Genomic DNA, 23,386 nt, shown 5'->3' on the forward strand with positions numbered 1-23,386 from the left:
CGCAGCGGGGCTCAGAGCTCGACGGGCGGAGCAGGTTCCGCCTCGGCGATCTCAGGATGGCGGGCGAGATTGACGATCGCGGCGATCAGCCCGCCCCAGACCGTGACCATGGCGATGATCATCATGATGATGGCTGCGGTGGTCATGCTCCCGCTCCCCTCTGCGCCGAAGACGGCTGTATTGTGACGGCGCCCGTCTCCGGATCGGGCGCGTAGTGCTCGTCGACGAGGAAATCGTCGTACTCGGGATCGTCCTTCGCGTGCGAGCGTCCGCTCCATGGCAGCAGCGACAGCAGCACCGCGAACACCACGAGCGCTATGACCATGCCCCATCCGAAGACGCCCAGGAACCACCCGGGGTACCCGCTGTAAGGCTCAGCGGTCTTCGCGATCAGCTCGGTGACGAAAAGGTAGCCGAGAACGATCGGTGCCAGCGCCCCGACGAGCACCTTCCACAGGATGCCCACCCGGAAGCTGGAGCGTCGGTTGAGGTGTTCCTGCAGAGCCGGCAGCTTGTGCAACAGCCAGGACACGAGGATGACCGCCACGAGCGCGACAGCCATGATGCCGAAGGAGTTCACGAACGCGTCGGCCGTGTCGAGCACGGAGAGCGCGGTCGTCGTGGAGAAGAGCGCCATCGAGATCACCGCGAGCGGGATCGACACCGTCAGCGTCGTGCGAAGGCGCCCCCAGCCCAGCTTGTCCTGCAGGGCGGCGACGATGACCTCGAGGATCGAGATGAGCGAGGTGACTCCCGCGAACACCAGCGCGCCGAAGAAGAGCACTCCGATGATCGAGCCGCCGGTCGCCTGCGAGACGATCGTCGGGAACGCGACGAACGCGAGTCCGATGCCCGAGGTCGCCACCCCCGCGACGTCGGTCGCCTGCGCCTGCGCCATGAATCCGAGAGCGGCGAACACGCCGATGCCGGCGAGGATCTCGAATCCCGAGTTCGCGAACGCGACGACGAGTCCGGAGCCGGTGAGGTCGGTCTTGCGCTTCAGATACGACGAGTACGTCACCATGATGCCGAAGGCGACCGACAGCGAGAAGAAGATGTGACCGTATGCCGAGGCCCACACGGCCGGGTCGGCCAGCGCCTCCCAGTTCGGCGTGAAGAAGGCGTTGAGGCCGTCCATCGCCCCGGGCAGGAACAGCGCCTGGACGACGAGGATCGCGAACATGACCGTGAGCAGGGGCATGAGGATGAGGTTCGCTCGACCGATGCCGCGCTTGACGCCCAGCGCCATGATGACGATGACGACGAGCCAGACGGCGATGAGCGGCAAGCCGACCTGAGGCACGAAATCGAGGGAGACTCCGACGTCGGCGACATCCGCCGACTGCAGGAAGTCGCTGAAGAAGAAGTCGTTCTCGTTGCCCGCGCCCCATGTCAACTGCGCCGAGAACCACGTGTACATCGCGGCCCACGCGATGATCACGGCGTAGTAGACCGCGATGATCACGCAGATGAGGACCTGCCACCATCCCAGCGGCTCCGCCGCGCGGTGCATGCGCCGGAAGGCGAGCGGCGCCGACCCCCGGAAGCGATGTCCGATGGCGTAGTCGAAGAACAGCAGCGGGATGCCCGCCGTCAGCAGCGCGCACAGGTAGGGGATGAGGAAGGCCCCACCGCCGCCCTCGTAGGCGACGTAGGGGAAGCGCCAGATGTTGCCGAGACCGACAGCCGAGCCGATGGCCGAGAGGATGAAGACGTTCCGCGAGCCGAAGGCTTCACGTCTGGGAGTCCGAGTCGTTGCTGTCGCCATGTCCGCGACCCTACCGGAGTCGGCGGTCGCGGGTCTCCCTCGGCTCGCCGATCAGCGCTCGGGCGAGCCCCAGCGGCGGACCGTCCGAGCGACGCCGAGAGCGGTCAGGATCATCGCGGCGACGATCGTCGCGACCAGCACGATCAGGGTCACGTTGCCGTCGATGTACGGCTCGACCCATCGCGTCAGATCGACCTCGCCGAAATTCAGCGGTCGCCCGGTCACGAACACGTCGACGATCGGGCCGATCACCCAGCCGAACACGCCGGAGAGCGCCGTCACAGCCGCTGCCGTGTAGAAGTCGTTGCCCGGCAGGTACCGGATCAAGAGGGCGACGAGCCAGGCGAAAGCGAGGACGATCCCGATGATCGGCAGGGCGAGGTCGACGAACGAGCCCTCGGCGCCGATGCGGACCAGGACGACGGAGACGTACAGCGGCAGTGCCACGCTGATCACGGCGAGTGTCAGCACGGTGCGATGGCTGCGCAGCGGCTCGGGCAGACCGATGTCGCGCAGGGCGAACGGCAGGAAGACGACGAGAGCCGCGAACAGCACGGAGGAGACGGCGACCGTGAGGAACTCTCCCCCGTACAGCAGGCGGATCACCCCGAGGAGCGAGATGAGAGACACGACGAAGCCGCCGAGCGTGATCCAGCCGCGCCACTTCGCGACGACCAACGGCAGCGTGGTGAGCGAGAACGCCGTGGCGACGGCCGCGAGTACGACCCAGAACCAGGTGAGTGTGTGCTGCACCGTGAGGTTGACGATGAAGGCGGCCAGCAGTCCGATCGCATAGACCGCGCCGGTGCCGCGCAGAACAGCACTGCGCCAGCGCCGGTAGCTCTGCGCCTGATATTCGGTGATGGGGGATTCGTCGTCGTCGCTGGCGGTGAGCAGTTCGCCCTCGCTGACACCCAGCGCCTCGGCGAGACCGATGACGACCGAGATGTCGGGATACGAGAGTCCGCGCTCCCACTTCGAGACGGCTGATTCGGTGACGAAGAGTCGTTCGGCGAGTTCTCGCTGGGTGAAGCCCGCGAGACGCCGCTTGGCTGCGACGAACTGGCCGAAGGCGATCTTCGACTGAGAACTGCTGGCAGGTGACATGTACTCACCTAATCACCGGACGACGACGGATGCCGAGGGATACCGCTGATCCCGCACTCGACCATCTGGCCAGTGGCGCAATCACGCGGTGGGAGCTGTCGATGTCACATCTTCGGGCGCGGCGGTGTCTTCCTGATGAGAGCGACATGAGGAGCACTGATGCAGGACCATGACCCCCAGACCCGCTGAGCCGATGAGCCGACGACTGTCCGTCACCGATCGGTTGGCTGCCCGGATCCACGAATCCACCGTCTTCGGCTGGCGCGTGGCGGATGTCGAGCGTGCCCTGCGCCGGCGGCCGGCGCCCACCCACTGGACGAACCTGTTCGGCGTCGTGACGATCGCCTGCATCGTGGTGGTGACCCTGACAGGGGTGCTGCTGATGTTCTTCTACACGCCCTCGAGCGCCGCCACGACCTACACGGGGGACTACGCGCCTCTTCGTGGCGCGACGGTGTCACAGGCGTTCGACTCCACGATGCGCGTCACCTTCGACGTGCCGGGGGGTCTGCTGATCCGTCAGGCCCATCACTGGTCCGGGCTGCTGCTGCCGGCGTCGATCATCGTGCAGCTTCTGGCATCGTTCTTCACCGGGGCGTTCCGCCGCCCCCGTCGAGGTCTCTGGGTGCTGCTGTTCCTCCTCTTCATCGTCAGCCTCGCCGGCGGCTGGAGCGGCTACGCCCTGCCTGACGACATGCTCTCGGGAACCGGGCTTCGCATCACGGAAGGGATCGCTCTCGGTGTCCCGTTCATCGGCACCTGGCTGTCGTCTCTGCTGTTCGGCGGGCCCTTCCCCGGCAGGATCATCGAGCACCTCTATCCGCTCCACGTCGCCATCGTCCCTGCGCTGCTGATCGCGCTGGTGGTGCTGCGTGCGCTCGGCGCTCTCCGACAGCGGCCCGCGCAGTTCCCCGGCCCGGGTCGGACCGAGGACAATGTCGTCGGCGTGCCCCTGATTCCGGTGGCAGCCGCCCGCGCGAGCGGTCTCTTCGCGATCGTGTGCGGACTGCTCCTGCTCATCTCGACCCTGGTGACGGTGAATCCCATCTGGCTCTACGGACCCGCCTCGCCGGGGGACGCCTCCGCCGGCAGTCAGCCCGACTGGTACACCGGCTTCCTCGACGGAGCCCTTCGCCTCGTCCCTCCCGGATGGGAGTTCGAGTGGCTCGATCGCACCTGGACTCTGGCTGTCGTCGCGCCCCTCGTCGTGGTGACGCTCTACCTCGCCGTCATCGCCGCCTACCCCTTCCTCGAGGAGTGGATCACCGGCGACAGGCGCGATCACCATCTCCTCGACCGTCCGCGCAACGCCCCGACACGCACGGGAATCGGAGTCGCCGGCATGGCCTTCTACGGTGTGCTGTGGGGCGCGGCCAGCGCGGATCTCATCGCGACGCACTTCTCCCTGGCGCTCGAGCATGTGATCGTGGCGTTCCAGGTGCTTCTGTTCGTGGCTCCCCCACTCGGGTACTCCATCACCAGGCGCCTGTGCCTGGGGTTGCAGCGCAAGGACAGGGAGATCCGGCGGCATGGATACGAGACCGGCCGGATCATTCGGCTGCCCGGAGGCGAGTACGTGGAGGAGCATCGGCCGCTCGACCCGCTCGAGCGAGCGCGTCGCCCCCTGCCCGAGGACTCGAGAGCGGCCAGCGAGCCTGTGCGCGAGGTCAGCAGCTACGCGAGCACGCGGTAGCGCAGGTGGACCTCGCCGGCGAAGGCCGACGTGTCCAGACGCTCGAGCGTGAGCGGAGTGCTGAGCCCTGCCAGGAGCGGGATTCCCTTTCCGAGCACGACCGGCGCGACATGCAGCACGATCTCGTCGACGAGCCCCTGTTCGAGGCACTGCCGAGCGATCGTGCCCCCGAGAACGCTCACCCACTTCTCGCCCGCGGCCTGTCTGGCTGCGGCGACGGCTTCGGCCACATCGTCGACGACGAAAGAGTAAGTGACCCCGTGCTTCTCGATCGGCTCGCGGGGGCTGCGCGTCATGAGGAAGACCGGCACGCCGGCGATGCCTCCGTACGGCGTCTCCCCCTCTTCGATGGTCTGCGATCGATTGGCACCGCCCACCACCGCGCCGAGCTCCTCGATGAGCCCGGCCACGAGAGCTTCGTCAGCGGGAACCACGGGGAACCCGCTCATCCAGTCCATCCCCCCGCTCTCGTCGGCCATGAATCCGTCCAGAGACACGGTCGCGTGAATCATCACCTTCGCCATTGCCTTCTCCTCGGCAGTCGTCCCGCTCGCTAAAGTGAGTCGGTCGTCTCACCTCAACGAGAGCGTAGCCGCGGGCGAGCCATGAGTCAACTGACTCACCTCATCGGCATACTGGGAGCATGCCGTCACGGCGCTTCGATCACTCCGCCGCTGTGCACGGGGCGGACTTCGATTCCGCCACCGGTGAGCAGAGAGGGGTCTCTGCTGGCGAGATCGAGGGCCTCCTCGACGCTGGCGGCCTCGAGCACGTAGAAGCCGGCGACGACATGGCCGGTCGGATGGTAAGGCCCCTCGCGGGGGCCCTCAGCGCGAACCGTGCGAGCGTGCTCCCGCGGCAGCAGCGCGTACGCGAGCCTCATCCGTCCCCGGGAAACCAGCGACTCGAAATGCTCGTCGCACTCTCTGAGCTCTTCCTTCGTGGCAGTGGGGGCGTGTCGTGAATCGTCGGCGTAGATCAACACGGCGAACTGAGGCATCTGTGTTCCTCGTCTACGGGAGATCGGATGTCAGGACTCATCCCAAGGCAGCGCGACGACCGGCAGGATGTAGATGCGTCCGAGGATGGCCGTCGGGTGCTTGGCCATGTAGGCAGCCGCTTCCTCGATCGAATCGGCGTTGATGATGTCGTATCCCGCGAACCACTCTTTGAACTCAGGGAAGGGTCCATCGGTGACGAGGACCCGGCCATCGCGCACGGCGACCGATCTGGCGGCTTCGGGGCCGGCGACCGGCGCGCCGTCATGGAGCCGCCCGTCTTGCTGTCCTTCTGCGGCCCACTGTCCGAGGATGCGCTGATCGTCCTCCTGCGCAAGCGGGGCTCCAGTGGTATCGGTCATGTGGATCACGAGGTACTGGTTGCTCATCGGCGTTGCTCCTTGCTTTCTCCCGCCCTCAGGCGGTGTGGTGGGTGGGTGAGTTGTGCGCGTCGTGTTCTCAGGTGGGCGACTTCGGCGGTGTTCGCCGCCAGGGGGATCGCACGGTCGTAGGCGTCGAGGGCTTCGCTCACGCGCCCGGCAGCGCGCAGGAGTTCTGCACGGGCGACGTGGAACGCGTGATGTCCGGCGAGGGCGCTCTCCAGTCGGTCGACGAGCAGGAGCCCCGCCTCCGGTGTGTCGCGTTCCGCGATGGCGATCGCCTTGTTCAATGCGACGATCGGGCCAGGGTCGATGATCTCCAACCGCGAGTACAGGTCTGCGATCTCCGACCAATCGGTGCATTCCGCACGCCTCGCTCGGACGTGCACCGCGTTGATCGCGGCGATGAGGAGATACCGACCGGCGGACCTGCCTTCCGCGGTATGCGTGTCGAACGCTGCCTGGCAGATCGAAAGCCCCTCGGTGATGAGCGACTGGTCCCACGTGTCGCGGTTCTGCTCATCGAGGCGTACGAGACGACCTTCCACGGACAGCCGAGCGGGCGTGCGCGCTTCCGTGAGGAGCATGAGCGCAAGCAGTCCGGCGACCTCCGTGTCATCGGGCAGGAGCTCACGAGCGAGCCGGGTGAGGCGAATGGCTTCGGATGTCAGCTCGCGGCGGATCGGGTCCGTGCTGTCTCCCGAGGCGAAATACCCTTCGTTGAAGATGAGATACAGCACCGCGAGGACGCCGTCGATCCGAGCCGGAAGATCGGCGGCCGCCGGGACGCGGAAAGGAATGTGGGCGGCTCTGATCTTCGCTTTGGCCCGGCTGATCCGCTGCCCCATCGTGGTTTCCTGCACGAGGAATGCCTGCGCGATCTCGGCGACCGTCAGACCACCCACCGCGCGGAGCGTCAGAGCGACTTGCGCGTCCTGGGACAGAGCCGGGTGGCAGCAGGTGAACAGCAGGCGCAGCCGATCATCGCCGACCGCGCCGACCGGCTCGGGGTCCGACGCGGCATTCACCAGCTGCGCATCCAGATGCTTCTGGTGCCGGTGCGCCTCCCTGCGGAGCCGGTCGATGGCCTTGCGGCGGGCTGTGGTCGTCAGCCATGCACCCGGTCTCGGCGGAACCCCCTCGACAGGCCAACGGGTCGCTGCCTCCGCGAACGCCTCCGCCGCCATGTCTTCTGCGATGTCGAGGTCGCCCAGCTTTCGAGCCAGGCCCGCCACGATCCGCGCCCACTCCTCTCGATGAGTGCGGGTGATCACCTCGGCCACGTCCGGCATCACCTTCTGCCAGGCCCAACGGACATCACATGCATCGACATCACTCCGCTTCCCTGCTCTCACTCACTTGCACGGCCGCTTGCACGGACGACTCCGAACGCCGCTCCATCTCTGCGTTATACAAGAACAGTTGCATGAGTGGGTCGTTGATCATCGTCATCGCGCTCTCTCGTCAACTCCAGCAGGTGCTTTTCTTCCTTCACTTGATCTACGAAGCAGGTCGTCCGATTTCGACAGGGCGAGCAGCGAGTCGACAGACTCGCCTCACCGGCATACTGGGAGCATGCCACGCGAACTCTCTGCGTATCACCGCCGGATGGCGGCGACCAATCGAGCGACGATCCTCGAGGCCGCCACCGAGCTCTTCCTCGAACTCGGCTTCGATCGAACGTCGCTGGCGCAGGTCGCCGCCCGCGCGGGGGTGTCGAAGGCGACCCTGTTCAAGCAGTTCCCCACCAAGGCGGAGCTGTTCACAGCCATGGTGCTGCGTGCGGGCGAGGCGCACGGCAGCGAGAGTCTGCAGGCGCCTGCCGGCGACTTCCGATCCGGCCTGGTGGTACTCGGCACGGCATACGTCGAGCTGCTCTCCCGTCCGCGGATGGCGGAGTTGATCCGCGCCGTCATCACGGAGTCCTCACGATTCCCCGAGCTGCGGGAGCAGACGTTCGACTTCGGCACGCTGCCGGTGCTGCGGGCCCTCCGGCAGTTCCTCGAGGCGGCGAACGAACGGGGCGACGCGCAGGTGGACGATCTCGACGTCGCTTCCGCGCAGTTCCTCGGGATGATCGCCACTGTCGTGTTCTGGCCGCGTCTCGTCCATGGGAACTGGTCGCTGACCGACGACGAGACGTCTCGAACCGTCGACGAGGCCGCCCGGACGATCACCGCCCGATACGGTACGAGCATTCGGAGACCTGCTCGAGGTGCCGATCGCGTGAACGAGCGAGCCCGCTGATGGCGGCATACACGGCGGCGTTCGAATGGGCGCAGAGGCACGTCGCAGCCGGCCGGCTGCCGACGGCGGTGCTCGGAGTGGCCAGGGCAGACGGCATCGTCGCCCTCGACGCCTTCGGTGACGTGACAGCGGATGCCGTCTACCCGCTGTTCTCCATCACGAAAGTCCTCACCGGAATCACGGCAGCGCGCGCCGTCGAACGGGGCCTGCTGACGACGCAGACGCCTCTCACGGATGCACTGCCTGAATTCGGGGCATCTCGGCCGGACGTGGTGCGGCTGGGTCATCTGGTCAGCCACACGTCGGGCATCTCGGAACCGCCCCTGGACACCGAGATACCGCTGCGCACCGAACTTCTGACCCGCGGGCGGGATTTCGCCGCTGGGACCGCCTCACGCTACTCGACCATCGCCTTCGAGGGGATCGCGGCGCTCATCGAGCACGCCACGGGAGCGTCCTGGGACGAGGGTGTCCGACGCTGGGCCTCCTCCATCGGAGCGGGCGGCCTGACGCTCGATCCCGACGAACCCGTCGATGTCGTCGATGCCCGCAGGGCCGGCGTCGACATGGCACGGTTCCGTGCCACCCGTGCACCGGGTGCCGGCCTTCACGGACGGGCGGAGGATCTGCTGCGTATCGGGGCCGAACTGCTGCGGATCCACGGATCCACGGCGCGCGATCAGGCACGAACGCACGAGAGCATCCTCACCCCGGCGGGCCTTGCGATGATGCGCACCTCCCTGACCGGCGACATCCCGCGGTTCGATCCCTACCCCGCCACCGACGGTCAGGATTGGGGCTTCACGCTCAACCTTCGAACCCGGGCCCCCGGTCTCATCGACCGGGATGTCTACGGCCACTCCGGCTGGTCCGGCACGGAATTCTGGGTGCACCCGGGCGCCGGTGTCTGCTGGGTGCTGCTGACGAACAGTGTCTCGCGCCATGGGGTCGACGCCGATGCCCTCGACAACACGGTGGTGTCGGCGATCTGACCGGGTGCCGCTCGGGTTCGGCTCTCACGTCCCTCGGACGCGCGCCTTCACGGGCAGCCTGCTCCAGAGGACCAGTCCGCCCACTCCGAGAGCGCATGCGGCGAGGAACCAGACGGTGGGGTGCGCTGTCGAGACGCCGAAGGATGCGACGAAGGGTGCCGCCAGCGACCCCGCGATCATGGTCGCAGCCCCCAGCACCGAGGCTGCGGTACCAGCTCGTTCACCGTGATCCTGCAGCGCCGATGCCTGCAGGCACGGCGACAGCACACCGAAGGATGCCGTGAAGCAGAACAGCGGTGCGATGAAGGCCCCGAGCGCGCCTGCGGGGGCTGCGAAGACGGCGACGGCGAGCGCGATGACCGAGCCCACCGCCCCGAGCGCGCCGACGCCGATGACCTTCTGAAGGCCCCAGCGACCGCTCAGCCGAGCACTGATCTGCGCACCGACGATCATCACGGCGCCGTGGCCGCCGAAGACCAGGGCGTATTCGGTCGGATCCAGCCCGTAGGCGTCCTGGAACAGGAACGCCGATGACGCCATGTAGCCCATCATCCCCGCCCACAGCAGGGTGTTGGCGGCAAGCGGGAAACGGTACCCGGCATCCGCGAACATCGCCCAGTAATCGGAGGCGAGTGCGCGGACCGTACCCGCGCTGCGAGACTCGGCCGCATGCGTCTCGTGCGGTGCGACCGCGATGGCGACGGCGGCGGCCAGCACCGCGCCGAACGCGACGAGGATCCAGAAGAGACCGCGCCAATCGGTGAGCTGCAACAGCACGGCGCCCAGCGCCGGTGAGGCGACGACGAACGTGCCGTTGATCAGCTGCAGCCGCGCGAGCAGCCGGACCATCCGGGCGCCGGCGGCGCAGTCCCGGACGATCGCCAGTGTGATGACCGCGCTCGCCGAGGCGCCGATCCCCTGCACCACTCGCGCGGCGATCAGCACGTCGATGGTGGGAGCCGTGGCGCACACGACCGAAGCCACGACGTACAACCCCAGCACCGCGACAAGCGGCCGCATCCGCCCGACTCTATCCGAGAGGGGCCCTGCCGTCAGCTGCCCCACCGCCATCCCGAAGAACGCACCGGTGAGGGTGAACGACACCTGGGCCGGGGGTGCGTCGAGGCTCTCCGCGATCCCGGGAAACGCCGGCAGGTACAGGTCCATCGTGAGGGGCCAGATCGCCTGCACGAAGCCCAGGACGATGAGGAACAGCGCGGAGGGCGCGGACACCCCGGCTCTACCAGGCATATGCCTCCGGTGCGGGGCCCCCGGGCCCCGGCCAGATCCTGTCGAGTTCGGCGAGGTCATCGCCGTCGAGTTCGATCTCGAGCGATGCCAGAGCGCTGGTCAGGTGCGACATCCGTCGGGGCCCGACGATCGGCGCAGTGACGACGGGCTGGTGCAGCAGCCACGCGAGCCCGAGGGCCGCGGGATCGACGCCGCGTTCGTCCGCGAAGCGCTCGTATCGCTCGATCTGTTCCCGCCGCTCACCGAGGCGGGACGCGTCACTGCGGGAGGTGTCGCTCTTGCGCAGCACGCCGGCGAGCTCGCCGCCGGCGAGCGGCGACCAGGGCAGCAGCCCCATGCCGTATGCGGATGCCGCGGGCACCACCTCGAGTTCCACGGTGCGCTTGACGAGGCTGTACACGGACTGCTCCGTCACGAGCGGAGCTGCATGTCGTGCGGCGGCGGTCTCCTGGTACTGGGCGATGTTCCACCCGGCGAAGTTCGACGATCCGGCGTAGATGACCTTCCCCTGATCGACGAGGCGGGCGAACGCGTCGAGGACCTCATCGACGTGCACGGCCCTGTCGATGTGGTGCATCTGATAGAGGTCGATGCGGTCGGTCTGCAGCCGGCGGAGCGAAGCGTCGATGGCCTGCCGGATGTTCAACGATGACAGGCCGCGGTCGTTCTCACCCGGCCCCATCGGCTCGTACACCTTGGTGGCGAGGACGATCTCGTCGCGGTGACCCCGTGAGGAGAGCCATCTGCCGACCAGCTCCTCGGTCTGTCCGCGCTCGTCACCCCAGGGCGGCCCGCCGTAGACGTCGGCGGTGTCGAAGAAGTTCACCCCCGACGCGAACGCGGCATCGAGGATCGCGAATGACTCCTCTTCGCCGATCACGGGGCCCATGTTCATGGTTCCCAGCGCGATGCGGCTCACTCGCGCGCCCGCCCGGCCCAGGCGTGTGTACTTCATCGTGTCTCCCCCTCAGTGCGGATGATCGCCCATTCGAACGGCTGCAGGCGCACCTGAGTGACCGGCTGCCCTGTCGAGATGTCCGTGCCCGAGATCGGAACTTCGACATCGGTGACGCCGTGATTCACGATGGTCACGTGGTCACCGCGCCGGCTCACGTCGACGAAGGAAACGGGCTCGCCTTCGAGCAGCGGGGCGATGGCGCGGTGTTCGGAGAGCGATTCCAGGATGGCGCGGGCCGCCGGCGCATCAGGGATCGTCGCGAGATAGTCGGCATGGCCGTCACCGAACGCGTGACGGGTCAGTGCCGGTGCGCCCGCCTCCCGCCCGTCGACGAACCGGCCGATCACCTCGGCACCGCGCAGCCGGATCACCTCGGCGGCGGTGTGGCCACCCAAGTCTCCGAACGGAGTGCGCACGGTCACGGCATCCAGCCCCGGACCGTGGCCGCCCCCGGCGGGCACGAGAGCACCGAACTCGAGCGTCTCGACGCCCAGCACCTCCCGGAGTGCCACAGTGAAGCCGCCGTCGCGGAATGCGCAGTCCGCGTCGACGACGTCGGAGAACGCGGTGACCACCAGGTGACCGCCGGCCTCCACATACCGCTGAAGGGCGGCGGCGGTGCGATCGTCGACGAGGAAGAGGCTCGGGGCGATGACAAGGTCATACCGGGAGAGGTCCTCGTCGCCGCGGACGAGGTCGACCGGCAGGTGAAGCTGCTGCGCGGCGCCGTGCCACGTTCGCACATGCCTCTCGTAGTCGACGATCGTGGGCAGGTCCGGACTGCTCGACGCCCACCAGCTGTCCCACCGGAAGACGAGCGCGATGCGCGCGCCGCTGGGTCCGGCCGGCAGCTCCGGCAGCGACCGCAGCGTCTCGCCGAGGTGCACGACTTCGCGCCAGATCCGGGTGTCCGTGCCGGCGTGCGGCAGCATCGCCGAATGGAACTTCTCGGCACCGCGCCGCGATTGACGCCATTGGAAGAACAGGATGCCGTCGGCGCCGCGACCCACCGACTGCATCGAGAGCGCCTCTGCCTGCCCAGGAGCCTTGGGGGCGTTGGTGAGGCGGGAGTTGGCGGCCTCGGTGGCCTGTTCCATCACGAGCCACGGCTGCCCCGGCCTGAGCGAACGCATGAGGTCCCTCGTGAACGCCGAGTCCAGATAGGCGGCAGGGTCGTTCGGGTCGGGATACGTGTCGTCCGAGATGATGTCCACCTCCTGAGCCCAGCGCCAGTAGTCAGCGGCGGGGAAGGCGCCCATGAAGTTCGTCGTGATGGGCTGAGTCGCTCCGGCATCCCGGAGGATGTCGCGCTCCATCACGAACAACTCCAGCAGCGCGTCCGAGGTGAATCGGCGGAAATCGAGTTCGGCGGCGGGATTGTGGATGTAGGGCGCGCGGCGTGGAAGGGGAACGTCGTCGAACGATCCGAAGCTCTGCGACCAGAACACCGTGCCCCATGCCGAATTGAGAGTATCGATATCGCGGTACTTCGCCTCGAGCCACCGCCGGAACGCCCGCTCGGCGTTCTCGGAGTAGTCGTAGTGCAGGTGGCAGCCGTACTCGTTGTTGACGTGCCACATCTGCACGGCGGGGTGCTGTGCGTACCTCGCCGCCATCACTGTGACGAGGTCGGCGGCGAGCCGGCGGTAATCGGGAGAGGTCGGCGCGTAGTGCTGACGACTGCCCGGGGAGTACACGACGCCCTCGTGGTCGCGCGGCAGCATCTGCGGGTAAGCGGTCGTGGCCCAGGGCGGTGGGGAAGCGGTCGCCGTCGCCAGGTCCACCGCGATGCCGGCGTCGTGCAGCAGATCGAGGACTTCGTCCAGCCACCGCCAGTCGAACTCGCCTTCGCGCGGCTGGATGCGCGCCCAGGCGAAGACGCCGACCGTGACCATGGTGACGCCGGCTTCCTGCATCCGCTCGATGTCCTCCCGCCAGATCGCGGGATCCCACTGCTCGGGGTAGTAGTCGCCGCCGTAGTGCATCGTCGTCCTTCGTTCGAATCTGAGCGCTCCTCGGCCGCGCGGGTCGAGGAGCGACGGGGTGTCAGTGGTTCCGGGTGGATTGCCTGTGTACCAGGGCGGGCTGGAAGCGCACGGACTCCAGCTCGTCGGCGGGGCTCGACAGCGCCGACAGCAGAAGCCCCGCCGCTCGGCGCCCCATCTCGACGCTCGGTTGGCTCACGGATGTCAACGGGACGATGGCGGACCCTGCGAAGTCGATGTCGTCGTAGCCGACGATCGCGATGTCGTCCGGCACCGACACCCCGTGGTGGATGAGACTCTGCATGATGCCGAGGGCGACCTCATCGTTGCCGCCGAAGATCCCGTCCGGCCGGTCCGCGGCGTCCATCGCCGCGATGCGATCGCCGATCTCGCGGCCCAGGCGCACGCTCAGGGTCGTCGTCTCGATGAGACTGAAGCGCGCGCCGGCTCGTTTCACGGCGCGCTCCGCGCCTTCGAATCGCTCGCGCATCTGCGCGACCCGGAACGGGCCGCCGACGAAGGCCACATGCCGGGCTCCGCCGGCGAGAAGGTGGTCCGCCGCCATCGCGCCGCCTCGGACGTCGTCCAGCGATACCGACAGGTGCACGCCGGAAGGGTCGGCGCGGTCGACGAGCACGATGGGCACGCCACGCTTGTCGAACCGGTCCAGGCCCGACAGGTCGTCAGACACCGGCGCCAGCAGGATGCCGTCGAGCCGCTGCCGGTCGAAGAGATCGAGGTACCGGGACTCCCGCTCGTGCGAGTCGTAGCTGTTGCCCACGATCACCGCGAAGCCCGATTGCTCGGCCACCTCTTCGGCTCCGAGGACGGCACCCGAGAAGAACGGGTTCGTGATGTTGATGACGGCCATGCCGATCGCGTCGCTGCGCCCCGCTCGCAGCTGCCGGGCCGCGACATTCGGGACGTAGCCCAGGTCTTCTATCGCCTGGTGGACACGCCGTGCGGCGGACGCCGACACCAGCTCCGGGCGATTGAGGACGTTCGAGACGGTGGCGACGGACAGTCCTGCCCGCCGCGCGACATCGCGGATGCCGACATCACCCACGTCGGCCCCCGACCCGTCCGAGGCTCGCCAGCAGCTCGATCCGGGCGTCGATCTTCTGCTCAGCCGGACCGTGCACGATGCTGACCTGCCATGGTGCCGATGCGGAAAGGCGGACGCCGTCGTCCGTGATTCGGAGGCCATTGCCCGGGACGAGTGCCACTCCGCTCGTGCGGACGGAATCGCCGCGTTCCTCCCAGCTGCCGGCTCCGGCCGCACGGACGAGGATGCCCTCCTCGTCGAGGCGGAGCGAGGCCGCGAGCCTGCCGTGACTGAAGATGCCGAGTTCGTCTGGGTTCACGGACGCAAGCATGAGGTATCCGGCGACGAGCCGCCACATCGGAGCCGCGGAGACATGGACGTCCGAGAAGGCGCCGAGCTCTTCTGTCGCGTCCGAGCTGCTCAGCCGGATGACTTCATAGTCGATGGCATCGATCGTGATTCCGTTCCAGGTGCTTCTCACGCGTTGTCCCCCGGCACGGCGAGGAGCGCCGCTGCGGTCGCGGCGAGCCAGGCGCTGTGAGCCTCGCTCTCGAACGATTCGACCCCGTGACCGAGGGCGTCGTAGACGACGGCACCGCCGGCCGGACCTCCCGCCGCCCACCAGACCAGCGGATGGACGGTTCCGTCCTCGGTGTGACGCGCCAGGACGTGCACGTCCTCGCGGATCTCGAGCGCCGAATACCGCTCGTCGTAGACGAAGAAGTCTTCCTCGAACGGCACCGATCCCGCCGGTGCCGCCGCCGCAGGCGTCGCCTGGATGAGGGCGTTCCCGATCTGCGGGTGCATCGTCACTCCGGGAATCCAGCGACCGCCGAGGATGCGGTGCCAGCGATCATCATCGCGGAAGGCGAGGGAACTCGAGTGCATGGCGATGATCGGTCGTCCGGCGCGGTGGTGCGCCTCGATCGCATCGACCTGCGCCGTCGACGGGTGCGGCGGGACCGCCAGGTCACCGCTGACGTTGAGGATCAGCAGGTCGGCGTCCGCCCAGGCGCCGACGTCGTCGGTTTTCGCGATCCGCACCTCGCCGGCGCCGTTGACGACGTCTGCGATCGCCGCCGAGGTCGCATCGAGCGCATGCCATGGATCGGCGTGCTCGTCGGCGCCGCTCACGATGACGATCCGACCCGCGCTGCCCGCCTCAGTCATCGATCCATGTCTCCGGAGCCGGGCGAAGACTGTCGAGCTCGTCCCACAGATCGTCGGGGATCGTCACGGCGAGCTGGGCGATGGTGTCCTCGAGCTGCGACGGCGACACCATCCCGCAGATCGTGGAATGGATGCGGGGATCGCGTGTCGACGTCTGCAGTGCCGCGGCGATCAGCGGCACGCCATGCCGTTCGCACGCGCGCCCCATCGCGTCGACCGCCTGGAGCACGTCGTCCGGTGCGGGCCGGTAGTGGTAGTTGTCGGTGGTGCGCGGCCACGCGCTGAGGATGCCGCCGCCGTAGACGGCGGCGTTGATCACGCCGAGGCCGGCGTCGGCGGCGACCGAGATCAGCTCATCGGCCGTGCGGTCGACGAGCGTGAACCGGTTGTGCGTGATGAGAGCCTCGAAGAGGCCGGTCTCGACGAATCGCTTCAGCAGTTTCGCCGGACCACCAGAGATGCCGATGTGATCGGCATACCCTTCATCACGCAGCGCCGCGAGAGTCTCGACGGGACCGCCGGGCGCCATCGCCTGCTCGAAGGTGATGTGCTCCGGATCGTGCAGGTATAGCAGGGGCACTCGAGACAACCCGAGACGCGTGAGGCTCTCCTCGAGCGACCGGCGCATCCGGTCGCCGTCGAACGAACCCGTGACCGGGTCCCGGTCCAGCTTGGTCTGGACGACGAAACCCTCGGGCACCCCGGTCTGAGCCAGTGCCACTCCGATGCGCCGCTCGCTCTCGCCGTCACCGTAGTTGTTGGAGGTGTCGAGGAAGTTGATCGGTGACGCAAGCGCCGCGCGCACCGTCGAGACCGCATCCTCTTCCGAGACCGTGAGGCCATGGATCGGTGAAGCGACACCCCAGGCGGCGGTGCCGATGCAGACGGGCGAGACGAGGAGGCCGGTGCGACCGAGCTCCACCCGGTCAGCGGTGATGTCGATGGAGCTCATTCGAACGAGTCACCTCCACGCAGGCGGTCCACCAGCACCGCTGCGATGAGGATCGCGGCGACGATGAGGTCCAGATAGTCGGGATCGAAGAAGTTGATGTTCAGGATATTCGTGATGCCGGCGACGACCAGGAGGCCGAACAGGCCGCCCAGCGGATTGCCCACGCCACCGCGGGTGATCGAGTAGCCGCCGATCATGAGGGCCGCGTAGATCTGGAACTCCAGACCCGTTCCCAGGACATTCGACGCGGACCCCAGCTGGCCGACGTACAGGATGCCGCCGATGGCCGCTCCCACCCCACTGGCCACGAGGGCCGCGATCCGGACGCGGGAGACCGATATCCCGGCACGGGCGGCAGCACGAGGGTCGCCGCCGACCGCCTGCACCTTACGGCCGCCGCGGGTCTTGGAGACGAAGCCGGCGGCGATGAACGTCAGGCCGATGCCGATCAGCAGCAGGGTGGGGAACCCGAGCACGGCACCCTGGGTGAGGTCGTAGAGAGGCTCGACGAGCGTCGTCGGCGGGGCGTTCACCACGATCACCTGGCACAGGCCCCGCAGGAGCGTCAGCATGCCGAGGGTCACCGCGAGAGGCTCCGCCCCGAAGTGCACGATGACCAGGGCGTTGACGAGACCGACGACTGCTCCGACGATGATCGTGATCCCCGCGACGAGCCAGGGATCGAGTCCTGCCGAGACGAGCTGATTGAAGATGACGGCTCCGAAGCCGACCATCGAGCCGATCGACAGGTCGACCACGCCGGCCAGCAGCGCGAACGACGCCATCACCGCGACGATGAGAGGGATCGCGACGCTGACGCCGACGATCTGTATGTTCGACGGCGACAGGAACCCTGGGCCGGTCCACACGAGCCCGATGATGATGGTCGCCGCGAGGGTGACTCCGATGCTGCCGATCGGCCCCTTCAGCGACTCCAGGAGTCGCGCGCGAGCGGATAGCGGCGTGTCGGAGAACAGCTGCGCAGTGGTGGCGGTCATCGTGCGCTCCTCTTCAGGCGGAATCCGTCGATGCCGACGGCGAACATGAGCAGTGCCCCCTGGAAGACCATCGCCCACGCAGGGGCGAGGCCGAAGAAGGCGATGGAGGTCGGGATCGTGGCGAGGAAGCCGACGCTCAGGAGCAGGACGAGCAGGTTGCCCTTGCCGCCCGAGAGGCTGACGCCCGCGAGGATCACCGCGGCGATGACGATCAGCTGGAACCCGGCGCCGGCGTTCGGGGTGAAGCTCGGGTTGACGGCCGTGAACATCACCCCGGCGAGACCGGCGACGGCGCCGGCGCCGATGAAGGTGCCGAGGCGCGCCTTGCGCAATGAGATCCCGCGAGCTTTGGCGGCCTGCGCGTTGCCGCCGACGGCGACCAGCCGGCGGCCCCACCGGGTGTACGCGAGTGCCAGGCCGGCGAGAAGCACCACGACGATCATCGGCCAGAAGATGTTCGGGAGCCCGAGAAACCGTCCAAGACCGAACTGGCGCAGCTCGCTGCCCGCAGGGATCTGCGCTGACTGGAACAACAGCAGCATGAGCGCGAGACCCCCGAACCCGGTCGCCAGCGTCACGATGATCGGATTCAGCTTGCCGAACACCACGATCAGGCCGTTGAGCGCTCCCCATGCGGCCCCGGTGACGATGCCGACGGCGACCGCTGCGAACGTCGGGCCGCCGGCGCCCAGGACCATGACCGTGGTCCAGGCGCTGAGGACGAGGCTCACCGGCAGGCTCAGGTCGAGCAGGCCGCCGCTGATGACGACGAGCGACTGCGCGACAGCGAGGATGCCGGAGATCGACGCCGTGAAGGTCACGGCGAGCAGGGTCTGCGTAGACAGGAAGTCGGGGCGGACCAGGGTGGTCACGGCGATGAGAAGCACCCATACGCCCGCGATCGTCAGGGCGTCTCGAACCGCGGTGCCCGCCCGGGCGTCAGAGCGGCCTGCCGGCTTGCTCTGACGCCCGGCGGGGGTCGCCGGTTCGGTCGAGGAGAGGAGGGAGGTGTTCATGGTCTCTCGTATGCGTCTCAATCGACCGATGGATTCAGGACTGGCAGAACAGGTCGTAGAGGGTGGTGCCCTCCGGAGCGTCGGCGAGCGCGGCGACGCGATCGTCGATGCTGGGGATCTCGGACGCCTGCTCCTGGCTGACCGCACACGGCGTCACACTGACGGCCGCGTCGTCACCCGTGTCCTTCATCTCGGGCGCTTCGCCCGCTGCGATCTGGTCGGCGATCTCGAACGCGAAGGCCGGGTAGCCCTCGAGGAAGTACATCACGCTGCCGGCGAGGTTCGGATCGACGTTGTCCCCGGTGATGAGCCCGCCGTCCTGACCCCAGCCCATGATCGAGCCGTCTCGACCCAGCTGGGTCGCGGCCTGCAGGGCACCGACGACGGCCTGGTCGTTGAGGCCGACGACGAGGATGTTCTCGGCGTCCGGGTGGGCGGCGAAGACGCCGGGTGCGTTCGCGAGTGATGTGGTGAGGTTGCCGTCCGCCTCGAACGAGACGTATGCGTCCTCAGGGATGTCCGGGCAGACTTCCTTGACGGCATCGCGGGCATTACCGGTGCGCCAGGTGTTGATCTGTCCGGCCGAGGTGCCCTCTGCCGAGATCACGAGGTCGACGTCGCAGTCCCACTGCTCCTTCGCGAGTTCACCCAGACGGGTGCCGCCCTCGGTTCCGGCGGCAGCGTTGTCGACGCCGACGAAGTACCAGCCCTCCTGCGCGATGTCGAATGTGATCACGGGGATCTCGGCGTCGGCATACTTCTTCGCGATGACGGGGTTCACAGAGGGCTGGCCGTTGAACATCATCACGACGTCGACACCCTGCTGGATGAAGAGGTCGGCGTTCTTGGTGGCGGTGGCCTCGCTGTTGTCGTTGCTCAGTTCGACGAAATCCCAGCCGCGCTGCTCGGCGAGTGCAGCGGCGACATCGCCCTGCAGCTCCTGCCAGTCGGCATCGGGCTGACCCCCGACGGCGAAGCCGACGGTGAAGGTGTCGTCGCCGCCTCCGGCATCCGCGCCGGAGCCGGTGTCGCCGACGGTGCTGCAGCCGGTGAGCACAAGAGCCGCCGCAGCGACGGAGACGACGCCTGCGCGCAGGCGGTGAACGGTGGAGTGCTTCATTGCGGGTGCTCCTTGGTTGTTTCGGACGTACTTGATGGATTCTGGAGGAAGGGCCTAATGGACGACGGGAGCCGTGTCTTCGGGCGTCTCGACCTCGGCGGGGATCGCCCCGGTGATGAGGCCGACGATCGTCTCGGGAGTGACGTCGGCCACGTTCCGCGTGGCGATGGAGCGGCCGAGGCGCATGACGGTGAAGCGGTCCGCGACCGTGACGAGCTGCTGCATGTTGTGGCTGACGAGGATGACGCTGACGCCGTGATCGCGCAGTCGCTTGATCAGATCGAGCACCTGCTGCGATTCGCGCACGCCGAGGGCGGCGGTCGGCTCGTCGAGGATGACGATGCGGCGTCCCCAGAGCAGCGCACGGGCGATCGCGAGACATTGACGCTGGCCGCCTGACATCCCCTTGACCGAGACGTTGACCGACTGGATGCCGACCTGGAGCTCCTGCAGCACCTTGCGCGCCTCACTGCGCATCGCGCGGTCGTTCACGACATCGAGGAAACGCAGGACGGCGTTCTTCGAGAGGACTTCGCGGCCGAGGTAGACGTTCTGCACGGCCGACATCGTGTCGACCAGGGCGAGGTCCTGGTACACGGTCTCGATGCCGGCGCTCAGCGCATCCGACGGCTTGCGGAACGAGACCGGCTGGCCGTCGACCTCGATGGTGCCGGTGTCGGGCACGACCGCGCCGGACAGCACCTTCAGCAGCGTCGACTTGCCTGCCCCGTTGTCGCCGACAAGGCCCATGACCTCGCCCCGCCGGAGGCTGAGCGACGCATCGGCAAGCGCCACCACTGCTCCGTATCGGCGCGTGATGTTCCGCGCCTGCAGCGCGAGATCCGCATCTGCGCTCGCTTCGACTCGCTCCATACCAACCCCATCGTTCGCACTTTGAAACGTTTTAGATGAAACGTTTAAAGCAGTAAAGCACGGGGTTCCGGAACTTCGCAAGAACAACTTCCCGGGCGGTCGATCGGGCGCATGCGGCGACGGGGATCACCGGTGCTTCGAAGCGGCCTTCGTCAGGCGGTCGACCGCATTTCGTGGGCCGCGGACCGCGATCCCCACCAGGTCGAGATCGGCCGAAGCCACCGCTGCTACCGCCGCGCGATTCGCCTCGTCGTCGGACGTCGAGAACAGATCCCGCGTGTAGATCGCGAGCGCCATCCCGCGTTCGAGCGCCTTCGTCCGCGCCGCAACGAGTGCGACGGCACCGGCGGTGAAGACCAGCACCGGTTGACGGAGCATCGGCAGGTACTCGTTTCCGTCCCCATCCCGATACGGTTCGCCGACCAGGCCCGCCCCGTTGGTGGCGATCCCGCTCATCAGGAAGGAGGTCACGTTGAGCTCCTGCCACGGCAGCAGATCAGGGCTGAGCATCACGGCGACTCTCGTGTCGAAGCGAACGCGAGCGGCGGGTGCGCCGGGGACATGGTGGTCTGCGGTACGGGAGTTCATACTCCGACTCTCGGCGTTGTCGCCGGCGGACGGCTTGTACGTTTGTTGCATGGTCGAGTCGCTGCGAGCATGGCATCCACGCGTGCCGCTGCTCCGCGAGGTGCTGTACGCGACCTTCGAGCAGCATGCGTATCCGGCGCACACCCACGACACATGGACTCTCCTCGTCGTGGACGATGGATCGGTCGTGTATCACCTCGACCGCACCGCGCACCGCACGGCGCCGACCAGGCTCACGTTGCTGCCCCCGCATGTCCCCCACGACGGGCGATCTGCGATCCCGGGGACACCGTTTCGCAAGCGGGTGCTCTACCTCGACGCCCACTGGCTGCCCTCGCCCTTCGCGGGAGCCGCCGTCGCCTCACCGACCCTGGAGAGCCCTGCCGCCAGGGCAGCTGTCGAGCGCGTCCACTCCGCGATCGCCTCTCCTGCCGACGCGATGGAGGCGGAGCACGGCATCCTCGAGCTGCGTGAGCTCGTGAGGGCGCACCTCGATCGACCTGCGAGCTCCTCGACCCGAGACGCGCCGCTCGCCCGGAGGCTGCGTCAGCTGCTCGACGAGCGGCTGACGGAGACCTTTACACTGGCCGAGGCGGGTGCGCTCCTCGGCGCGCATCCGAGTCATCTGATGCGGGTCTTCTCTGCGACCTACGGGATCGCACCCCATCGGTACGTCACCGGTCGCCGCATCGATCGGGCCCGGCGGATGCTTCTCGACGGGCACGCGCCCGCGGAGGTCGCGGTCGAATCGGGCTTCTTCGACCAGCCGCACCTCACCCGTCACTTCCGCAGGGTGCTCGGCACCACCCCAGCCGCCTTCGCTGCCGCGTCAGCGCGCTGACCAGCTTGCGACAGGACCTCGGCCGACGTCGCGGACCCTCGGAAGGTCAAATCTCGCCCGCAAAGTCAACGTTGTTCTTGCCGGGAGCACCACCCATAGTTGACGCCGGACGAAGGAGAACGATGCGGCAACAGCAGGGCACGGGCAGGGCGACGCAGATCGCTGTCGAGCAGAGATCGGTCGATGAGATGTACGCGCGCCTCGACGATGATGTCCACGGAGCGCTCGAGGCGCAGGCGAGGGCGATGGCTTCTCCCGTCGAAGGACCGGCAGACATCTCCGCGAGAGATCTGGACGTGGCGCGGTGGGCTGAGACCGTTCGCCGGCTCCGGGCGGCGGAGCGGGCGCTGTGCTTCGGGCGCATCGACGCCGGTGACGGCACGACGCTGCATGTCGGCCGCATCGGGTTACGCACGGATGCCGGCGAGCAGCTGCTCGTCGACTGGCGTGCCGAGGCTGCGCGGCCGTTCTACTCCGCCACGATGATCTCGCCGCTGGGCGTCCACCGTCGCCGCCACCTGCGCCTGGAGGGCCGCAGCGTCGTCGACGTCAGTGACGAGATCCTCGACGGGGCGGCGCCGACGGATCAGGACGTCGTCGGCGACGACGCGCTCGTCTCTGCGCTGAGTAGCGCACGGACGGGACGGATGCGGGAGGCCGCCGCCACCTTGCAGCAGGAGCAGGACCAGATCGTCCGATCCCCGAATCGAGGGATCATCGTGGTGGACGGAGGTCCGGGCACGGGCAAGACGATCGTCGCCCTGCATCGCGCGGCGTACGTGCTGTATGCGTTCCCGGAGATCGCCCATCGCGGTGTGCTGGTGTTCGGTCCCAACAGGCGATTTCTCACGTACATCTCCGAGGTGCTGCCCTCGCTCGGGGAGAACGATGTGCAGCTGGCGACGTTGCCTGACCTCGTCGGCGTGGATGCGACGAGGACCGAGCCGGAGCGAGTCGCGCGAATCAAGGGGCGTTCGAACTTCGCGACCGGGCTCGCTCGCTGGGTGCAGGCCCATCAGCCCCGCGGCGTTCCCCTTCGGCTCCGCACGGCGCACGGAACGGTCGCGCTCGGTGCCGCGACGATCGATGCCGCCCGAGACGCCGCCCTGCAGGGCGGCGTCGGGCACAATCGGGCGCGAGAACTGTTCATCGAGCACGTGGTCGACGAACTGGTGATCGAACTCGAGCGGCAGACCGAGAAAGAACTCTCCGACTTCGAGGCCGAGGTCAAGGACGTCCTCGGCATCGACATCGATCGCATGTTCGCGGCGGATCACGGCGACTCTCACTCCCCCGCAGCGGCGACTGGTCTCGACATCGATTGGGATCGGATTCGCGAGGAGCTCATCGATGATCCCGGAGTCGATCGGGTCATCACCACGGTGTGGCCTCGGCTCTGCGTCG

General features: G+C 67.8%; 23 protein-coding genes and 1 pseudogene. 5 read left to right on the plus strand and 19 right to left on the minus strand.

What is annotated here, in order from left to right; genetic code table 11:
* Window positions 1–11: 11 nt before the first annotated feature.
* Genes RIN18_RS09945 through RIN18_RS09955 form a run of 3 tightly spaced genes read right to left on the minus strand, consistent with a single transcriptional unit; the run spans window position 12 to window position 2,875 of the window.
* Window positions 12–146: a methionine/alanine import family NSS transporter small subunit gene (locus RIN18_RS09945; protein WP_309103813.1), complete on the minus strand. Its 135-nt coding sequence runs from the start codon at window positions 144–146 to the stop codon at window positions 12–14.
* Window positions 143–1,768, minus strand: coding sequence for a sodium-dependent transporter (locus RIN18_RS09950; RefSeq protein WP_309103814.1), 1,626 nt, complete (start codon window positions 1,766–1,768; stop codon window positions 143–145). The genes RIN18_RS09945 and RIN18_RS09950 overlap by 4 nt, the downstream gene beginning before the upstream one ends.
* Before the next feature lie 51 nt (window positions 1,769–1,819).
* Window positions 1,820–2,875, minus strand: coding sequence for a helix-turn-helix transcriptional regulator (locus RIN18_RS09955; protein ID WP_309103815.1), 1,056 nt, complete (start codon window positions 2,873–2,875; stop codon window positions 1,820–1,822).
* 169 nt (window positions 2,876–3,044) lie between these two features.
* On the opposite strand from RIN18_RS09955, the gene RIN18_RS09960 reads away from it, so the two are divergent.
* Window positions 3,045–4,568: a cytochrome bc complex cytochrome b subunit gene (locus tag RIN18_RS09960; RefSeq protein WP_309103816.1), complete on the plus strand. Its 1,524-nt coding sequence runs from the start codon at window positions 3,045–3,047 to the stop codon at window positions 4,566–4,568.
* On the opposite strand, the gene RIN18_RS09965 is transcribed toward RIN18_RS09960, so the two are convergent.
* The 4 genes from RIN18_RS09965 to RIN18_RS09980 all read right to left on the minus strand — a co-directional run bounded on the left by RIN18_RS09965 (window position 4,550) and on the right by RIN18_RS09980 (window position 7,238).
* Entirely contained in the window at window positions 4,550–5,092 is a 543-nt protein-coding gene (locus RIN18_RS09965) for a dihydrofolate reductase family protein (protein WP_309103817.1), read from the minus strand. The genes RIN18_RS09960 and RIN18_RS09965 overlap by 19 nt on opposite strands.
* Before the next feature lie 125 nt (window positions 5,093–5,217).
* Entirely contained in the window at window positions 5,218–5,568 is a 351-nt protein-coding gene (locus RIN18_RS09970; RefSeq protein WP_309103818.1) for a YciI family protein, read from the minus strand.
* A 30-nt stretch (window positions 5,569–5,598) separates the two neighbouring features.
* The gene (locus tag RIN18_RS09975) at window positions 5,599–5,955 is read right to left on the minus strand and encodes a YciI family protein (RefSeq protein ID WP_309103819.1); all 357 of its coding nucleotides are present in this window, start codon (window positions 5,953–5,955) and stop codon (window positions 5,599–5,601) included.
* A complete protein-coding gene (locus tag RIN18_RS09980) occupies window positions 5,952–7,238 on the minus strand; it encodes a sigma-70 family RNA polymerase sigma factor (RefSeq protein ID WP_309103820.1) in 1,287 nt (428 codons plus the stop codon). The genes RIN18_RS09975 and RIN18_RS09980 overlap by 4 nt, the downstream gene beginning before the upstream one ends.
* A gap of 283 nt (window positions 7,239–7,521) precedes the next feature.
* On the opposite strand from RIN18_RS09980, the gene RIN18_RS09985 reads away from it, so the two are divergent.
* Window positions 7,522–8,193, plus strand: a complete 672-nt coding sequence (locus RIN18_RS09985; protein WP_309103821.1) for a TetR/AcrR family transcriptional regulator — start codon at window positions 7,522–7,524, stop codon at window positions 8,191–8,193.
* Window positions 8,193–9,185 carry a serine hydrolase domain-containing protein gene (locus tag RIN18_RS09990; protein WP_309103822.1) on the plus strand — a complete coding sequence of 331 codons (993 nt, stop codon included), beginning with the start codon at window positions 8,193–8,195 and terminating at the stop codon, window positions 9,183–9,185. The genes RIN18_RS09985 and RIN18_RS09990 overlap by 1 nt, the downstream gene beginning before the upstream one ends.
* A gap of 24 nt (window positions 9,186–9,209) precedes the next feature.
* On the opposite strand, the gene RIN18_RS09995 is transcribed toward RIN18_RS09990, so the two are convergent.
* From RIN18_RS09995 to RIN18_RS10050, 12 genes are all read right to left on the minus strand, one after another.
* Window positions 9,210–10,418 carry a multidrug effflux MFS transporter gene (locus tag RIN18_RS09995; RefSeq protein WP_309103823.1) on the minus strand — a complete coding sequence of 403 codons (1,209 nt, stop codon included), beginning with the start codon at window positions 10,416–10,418 and terminating at the stop codon, window positions 9,210–9,212.
* A gap of 7 nt (window positions 10,419–10,425) precedes the next feature.
* Window positions 10,426–11,391, minus strand: coding sequence for an aldo/keto reductase (locus RIN18_RS10000; RefSeq protein WP_309103824.1), 966 nt, complete (start codon window positions 11,389–11,391; stop codon window positions 10,426–10,428).
* On the minus strand, window positions 11,388–13,379 hold the full coding sequence (locus RIN18_RS10005) for a beta-galactosidase (protein WP_309103825.1): 1,992 nt from the start codon (window positions 13,377–13,379) through the stop codon (window positions 11,388–11,390). The genes RIN18_RS10000 and RIN18_RS10005 overlap by 4 nt, the downstream gene beginning before the upstream one ends.
* Before the next feature lie 61 nt (window positions 13,380–13,440).
* Complete coding sequence (locus RIN18_RS10010; RefSeq protein WP_309103826.1) at window positions 13,441–14,445, minus strand: LacI family DNA-binding transcriptional regulator; 1,005 nt, start codon at window positions 14,443–14,445, stop codon at window positions 13,441–13,443.
* Complete coding sequence (locus tag RIN18_RS10015; protein WP_309103827.1) at window positions 14,438–14,905, minus strand: hypothetical protein; 468 nt, start codon at window positions 14,903–14,905, stop codon at window positions 14,438–14,440. Before RIN18_RS10015 ends, RIN18_RS10010 begins: the two co-directional genes overlap by 8 nt.
* On the minus strand, window positions 14,902–15,594 hold the full coding sequence (locus RIN18_RS10020; RefSeq protein ID WP_309103828.1) for a ThuA domain-containing protein: 693 nt from the start codon (window positions 15,592–15,594) through the stop codon (window positions 14,902–14,904). Before RIN18_RS10020 ends, RIN18_RS10015 begins: the two co-directional genes overlap by 4 nt.
* Window positions 15,587–16,546: an aldo/keto reductase gene (locus tag RIN18_RS10025; protein ID WP_309103829.1), complete on the minus strand. Its 960-nt coding sequence runs from the start codon at window positions 16,544–16,546 to the stop codon at window positions 15,587–15,589. The genes RIN18_RS10020 and RIN18_RS10025 overlap by 8 nt, the downstream gene beginning before the upstream one ends.
* Window positions 16,543–17,544, minus strand: coding sequence for an ABC transporter permease (locus RIN18_RS10030; protein ID WP_309103830.1), 1,002 nt, complete (start codon window positions 17,542–17,544; stop codon window positions 16,543–16,545). Before RIN18_RS10030 ends, RIN18_RS10025 begins: the two co-directional genes overlap by 4 nt.
* Window positions 17,541–18,560 (minus strand): ABC transporter permease, encoded by a 1,020-nt coding sequence (locus tag RIN18_RS10035; RefSeq protein ID WP_309103831.1) that lies wholly within the window; start codon window positions 18,558–18,560, stop codon window positions 17,541–17,543. Before RIN18_RS10035 ends, RIN18_RS10030 begins: the two co-directional genes overlap by 4 nt.
* Window positions 18,561–18,594: 34 nt before the next feature.
* On the minus strand, window positions 18,595–19,680 hold the full coding sequence (locus RIN18_RS10040; RefSeq protein WP_309103832.1) for a substrate-binding domain-containing protein: 1,086 nt from the start codon (window positions 19,678–19,680) through the stop codon (window positions 18,595–18,597).
* 54 nt (window positions 19,681–19,734) lie between these two features.
* Window positions 19,735–20,553, minus strand: coding sequence for an ATP-binding cassette domain-containing protein (locus tag RIN18_RS10045; RefSeq protein ID WP_309103833.1), 819 nt, complete (start codon window positions 20,551–20,553; stop codon window positions 19,735–19,737).
* Between the two features lie 126 nt (window positions 20,554–20,679).
* Window positions 20,680–21,141 (minus strand): DUF2000 domain-containing protein, encoded by a 462-nt coding sequence (locus RIN18_RS10050; protein WP_309103834.1) that lies wholly within the window; start codon window positions 21,139–21,141, stop codon window positions 20,680–20,682.
* Between the two features lie 49 nt (window positions 21,142–21,190).
* Between RIN18_RS10050 and RIN18_RS10055 the strand changes: the two genes are divergently transcribed.
* Both RIN18_RS10055 and RIN18_RS10060 read left to right on the plus strand, forming a co-directional pair.
* Window positions 21,191–21,982, plus strand: a complete 792-nt coding sequence (locus tag RIN18_RS10055; protein ID WP_309103835.1) for an AraC family transcriptional regulator — start codon at window positions 21,191–21,193, stop codon at window positions 21,980–21,982.
* 122 nt (window positions 21,983–22,104) lie between these two features.
* Window positions 22,105–23,386 (plus strand): annotated as a pseudogene (locus RIN18_RS10060) (helicase); the annotation flags it as partial.

This window comes from Microbacterium sp. (assembly GCF_031179285.1).
GTDB lineage: Bacteria > Actinomycetota > Actinomycetes > Actinomycetales > Microbacteriaceae > Microbacterium.

What these genes read in the sequence shown, in the direction of transcription:
- RIN18_RS09990 (WP_309103822.1), top strand. Translation starts at nt 8,193, where the DNA reads ATGGCGGCATACACGGCGGCGTTCGAATGGGCGCAGAGGCACGTCGCA.
- RIN18_RS10055 (WP_309103835.1), top strand. Translation starts at nt 21,191, where the DNA reads ATGGTCGAGTCGCTGCGAGCATGGCATCCACGCGTGCCGCTGCTCCGC.
- RIN18_RS10000 (WP_309103824.1), bottom strand. Translation starts at nt 11,391, where the DNA reads ATGAAGTACACACGCCTGGGCCGGGCGGGCGCGCGAGTGAGCCGCATC.
- RIN18_RS09980 (WP_309103820.1), bottom strand. Translation starts at nt 7,238, where the DNA reads ATGCCGGACGTGGCCGAGGTGATCACCCGCACTCATCGAGAGGAGTGG.
- RIN18_RS10040 (WP_309103832.1), bottom strand. Translation starts at nt 19,680, where the DNA reads ATGAAGCACTCCACCGTTCACCGCCTGCGCGCAGGCGTCGTCTCCGTC.
- RIN18_RS10050 (WP_309103834.1), bottom strand. Translation starts at nt 21,141, where the DNA reads ATGAACTCCCGTACCGCAGACCACCATGTCCCCGGCGCACCCGCCGCT.
- RIN18_RS09985 (WP_309103821.1), top strand. Translation starts at nt 7,522, where the DNA reads ATGCCACGCGAACTCTCTGCGTATCACCGCCGGATGGCGGCGACCAAT.
- RIN18_RS10030 (WP_309103830.1), bottom strand. Translation starts at nt 17,544, where the DNA reads ATGACCGCCACCACTGCGCAGCTGTTCTCCGACACGCCGCTATCCGCT.
- RIN18_RS09960 (WP_309103816.1), top strand. Translation starts at nt 3,045, where the DNA reads ATGACCCCCAGACCCGCTGAGCCGATGAGCCGACGACTGTCCGTCACC.
- RIN18_RS10005 (WP_309103825.1), bottom strand. Translation starts at nt 13,379, where the DNA reads ATGCACTACGGCGGCGACTACTACCCCGAGCAGTGGGATCCCGCGATC.
- RIN18_RS09945 (WP_309103813.1), bottom strand. Translation starts at nt 146, where the DNA reads ATGACCACCGCAGCCATCATCATGATGATCATCGCCATGGTCACGGTC.
- RIN18_RS10035 (WP_309103831.1), bottom strand. Translation starts at nt 18,560, where the DNA reads ATGAACACCTCCCTCCTCTCCTCGACCGAACCGGCGACCCCCGCCGGG.
- RIN18_RS09955 (WP_309103815.1), bottom strand. Translation starts at nt 2,875, where the DNA reads ATGTCACCTGCCAGCAGTTCTCAGTCGAAGATCGCCTTCGGCCAGTTC.
- RIN18_RS10045 (WP_309103833.1), bottom strand. Translation starts at nt 20,553, where the DNA reads ATGGAGCGAGTCGAAGCGAGCGCAGATGCGGATCTCGCGCTGCAGGCG.
- RIN18_RS09975 (WP_309103819.1), bottom strand. Translation starts at nt 5,955, where the DNA reads ATGAGCAACCAGTACCTCGTGATCCACATGACCGATACCACTGGAGCC.
- RIN18_RS09965 (WP_309103817.1), bottom strand. Translation starts at nt 5,092, where the DNA reads ATGGCGAAGGTGATGATTCACGCGACCGTGTCTCTGGACGGATTCATG.
- RIN18_RS09950 (WP_309103814.1), bottom strand. Translation starts at nt 1,768, where the DNA reads ATGGCGACAGCAACGACTCGGACTCCCAGACGTGAAGCCTTCGGCTCG.
- RIN18_RS09970 (WP_309103818.1), bottom strand. Translation starts at nt 5,568, where the DNA reads ATGCCTCAGTTCGCCGTGTTGATCTACGCCGACGATTCACGACACGCC.
- RIN18_RS10020 (WP_309103828.1), bottom strand. Translation starts at nt 15,594, where the DNA reads ATGACTGAGGCGGGCAGCGCGGGTCGGATCGTCATCGTGAGCGGCGCC.
- RIN18_RS10025 (WP_309103829.1), bottom strand. Translation starts at nt 16,546, where the DNA reads ATGAGCTCCATCGACATCACCGCTGACCGGGTGGAGCTCGGTCGCACC.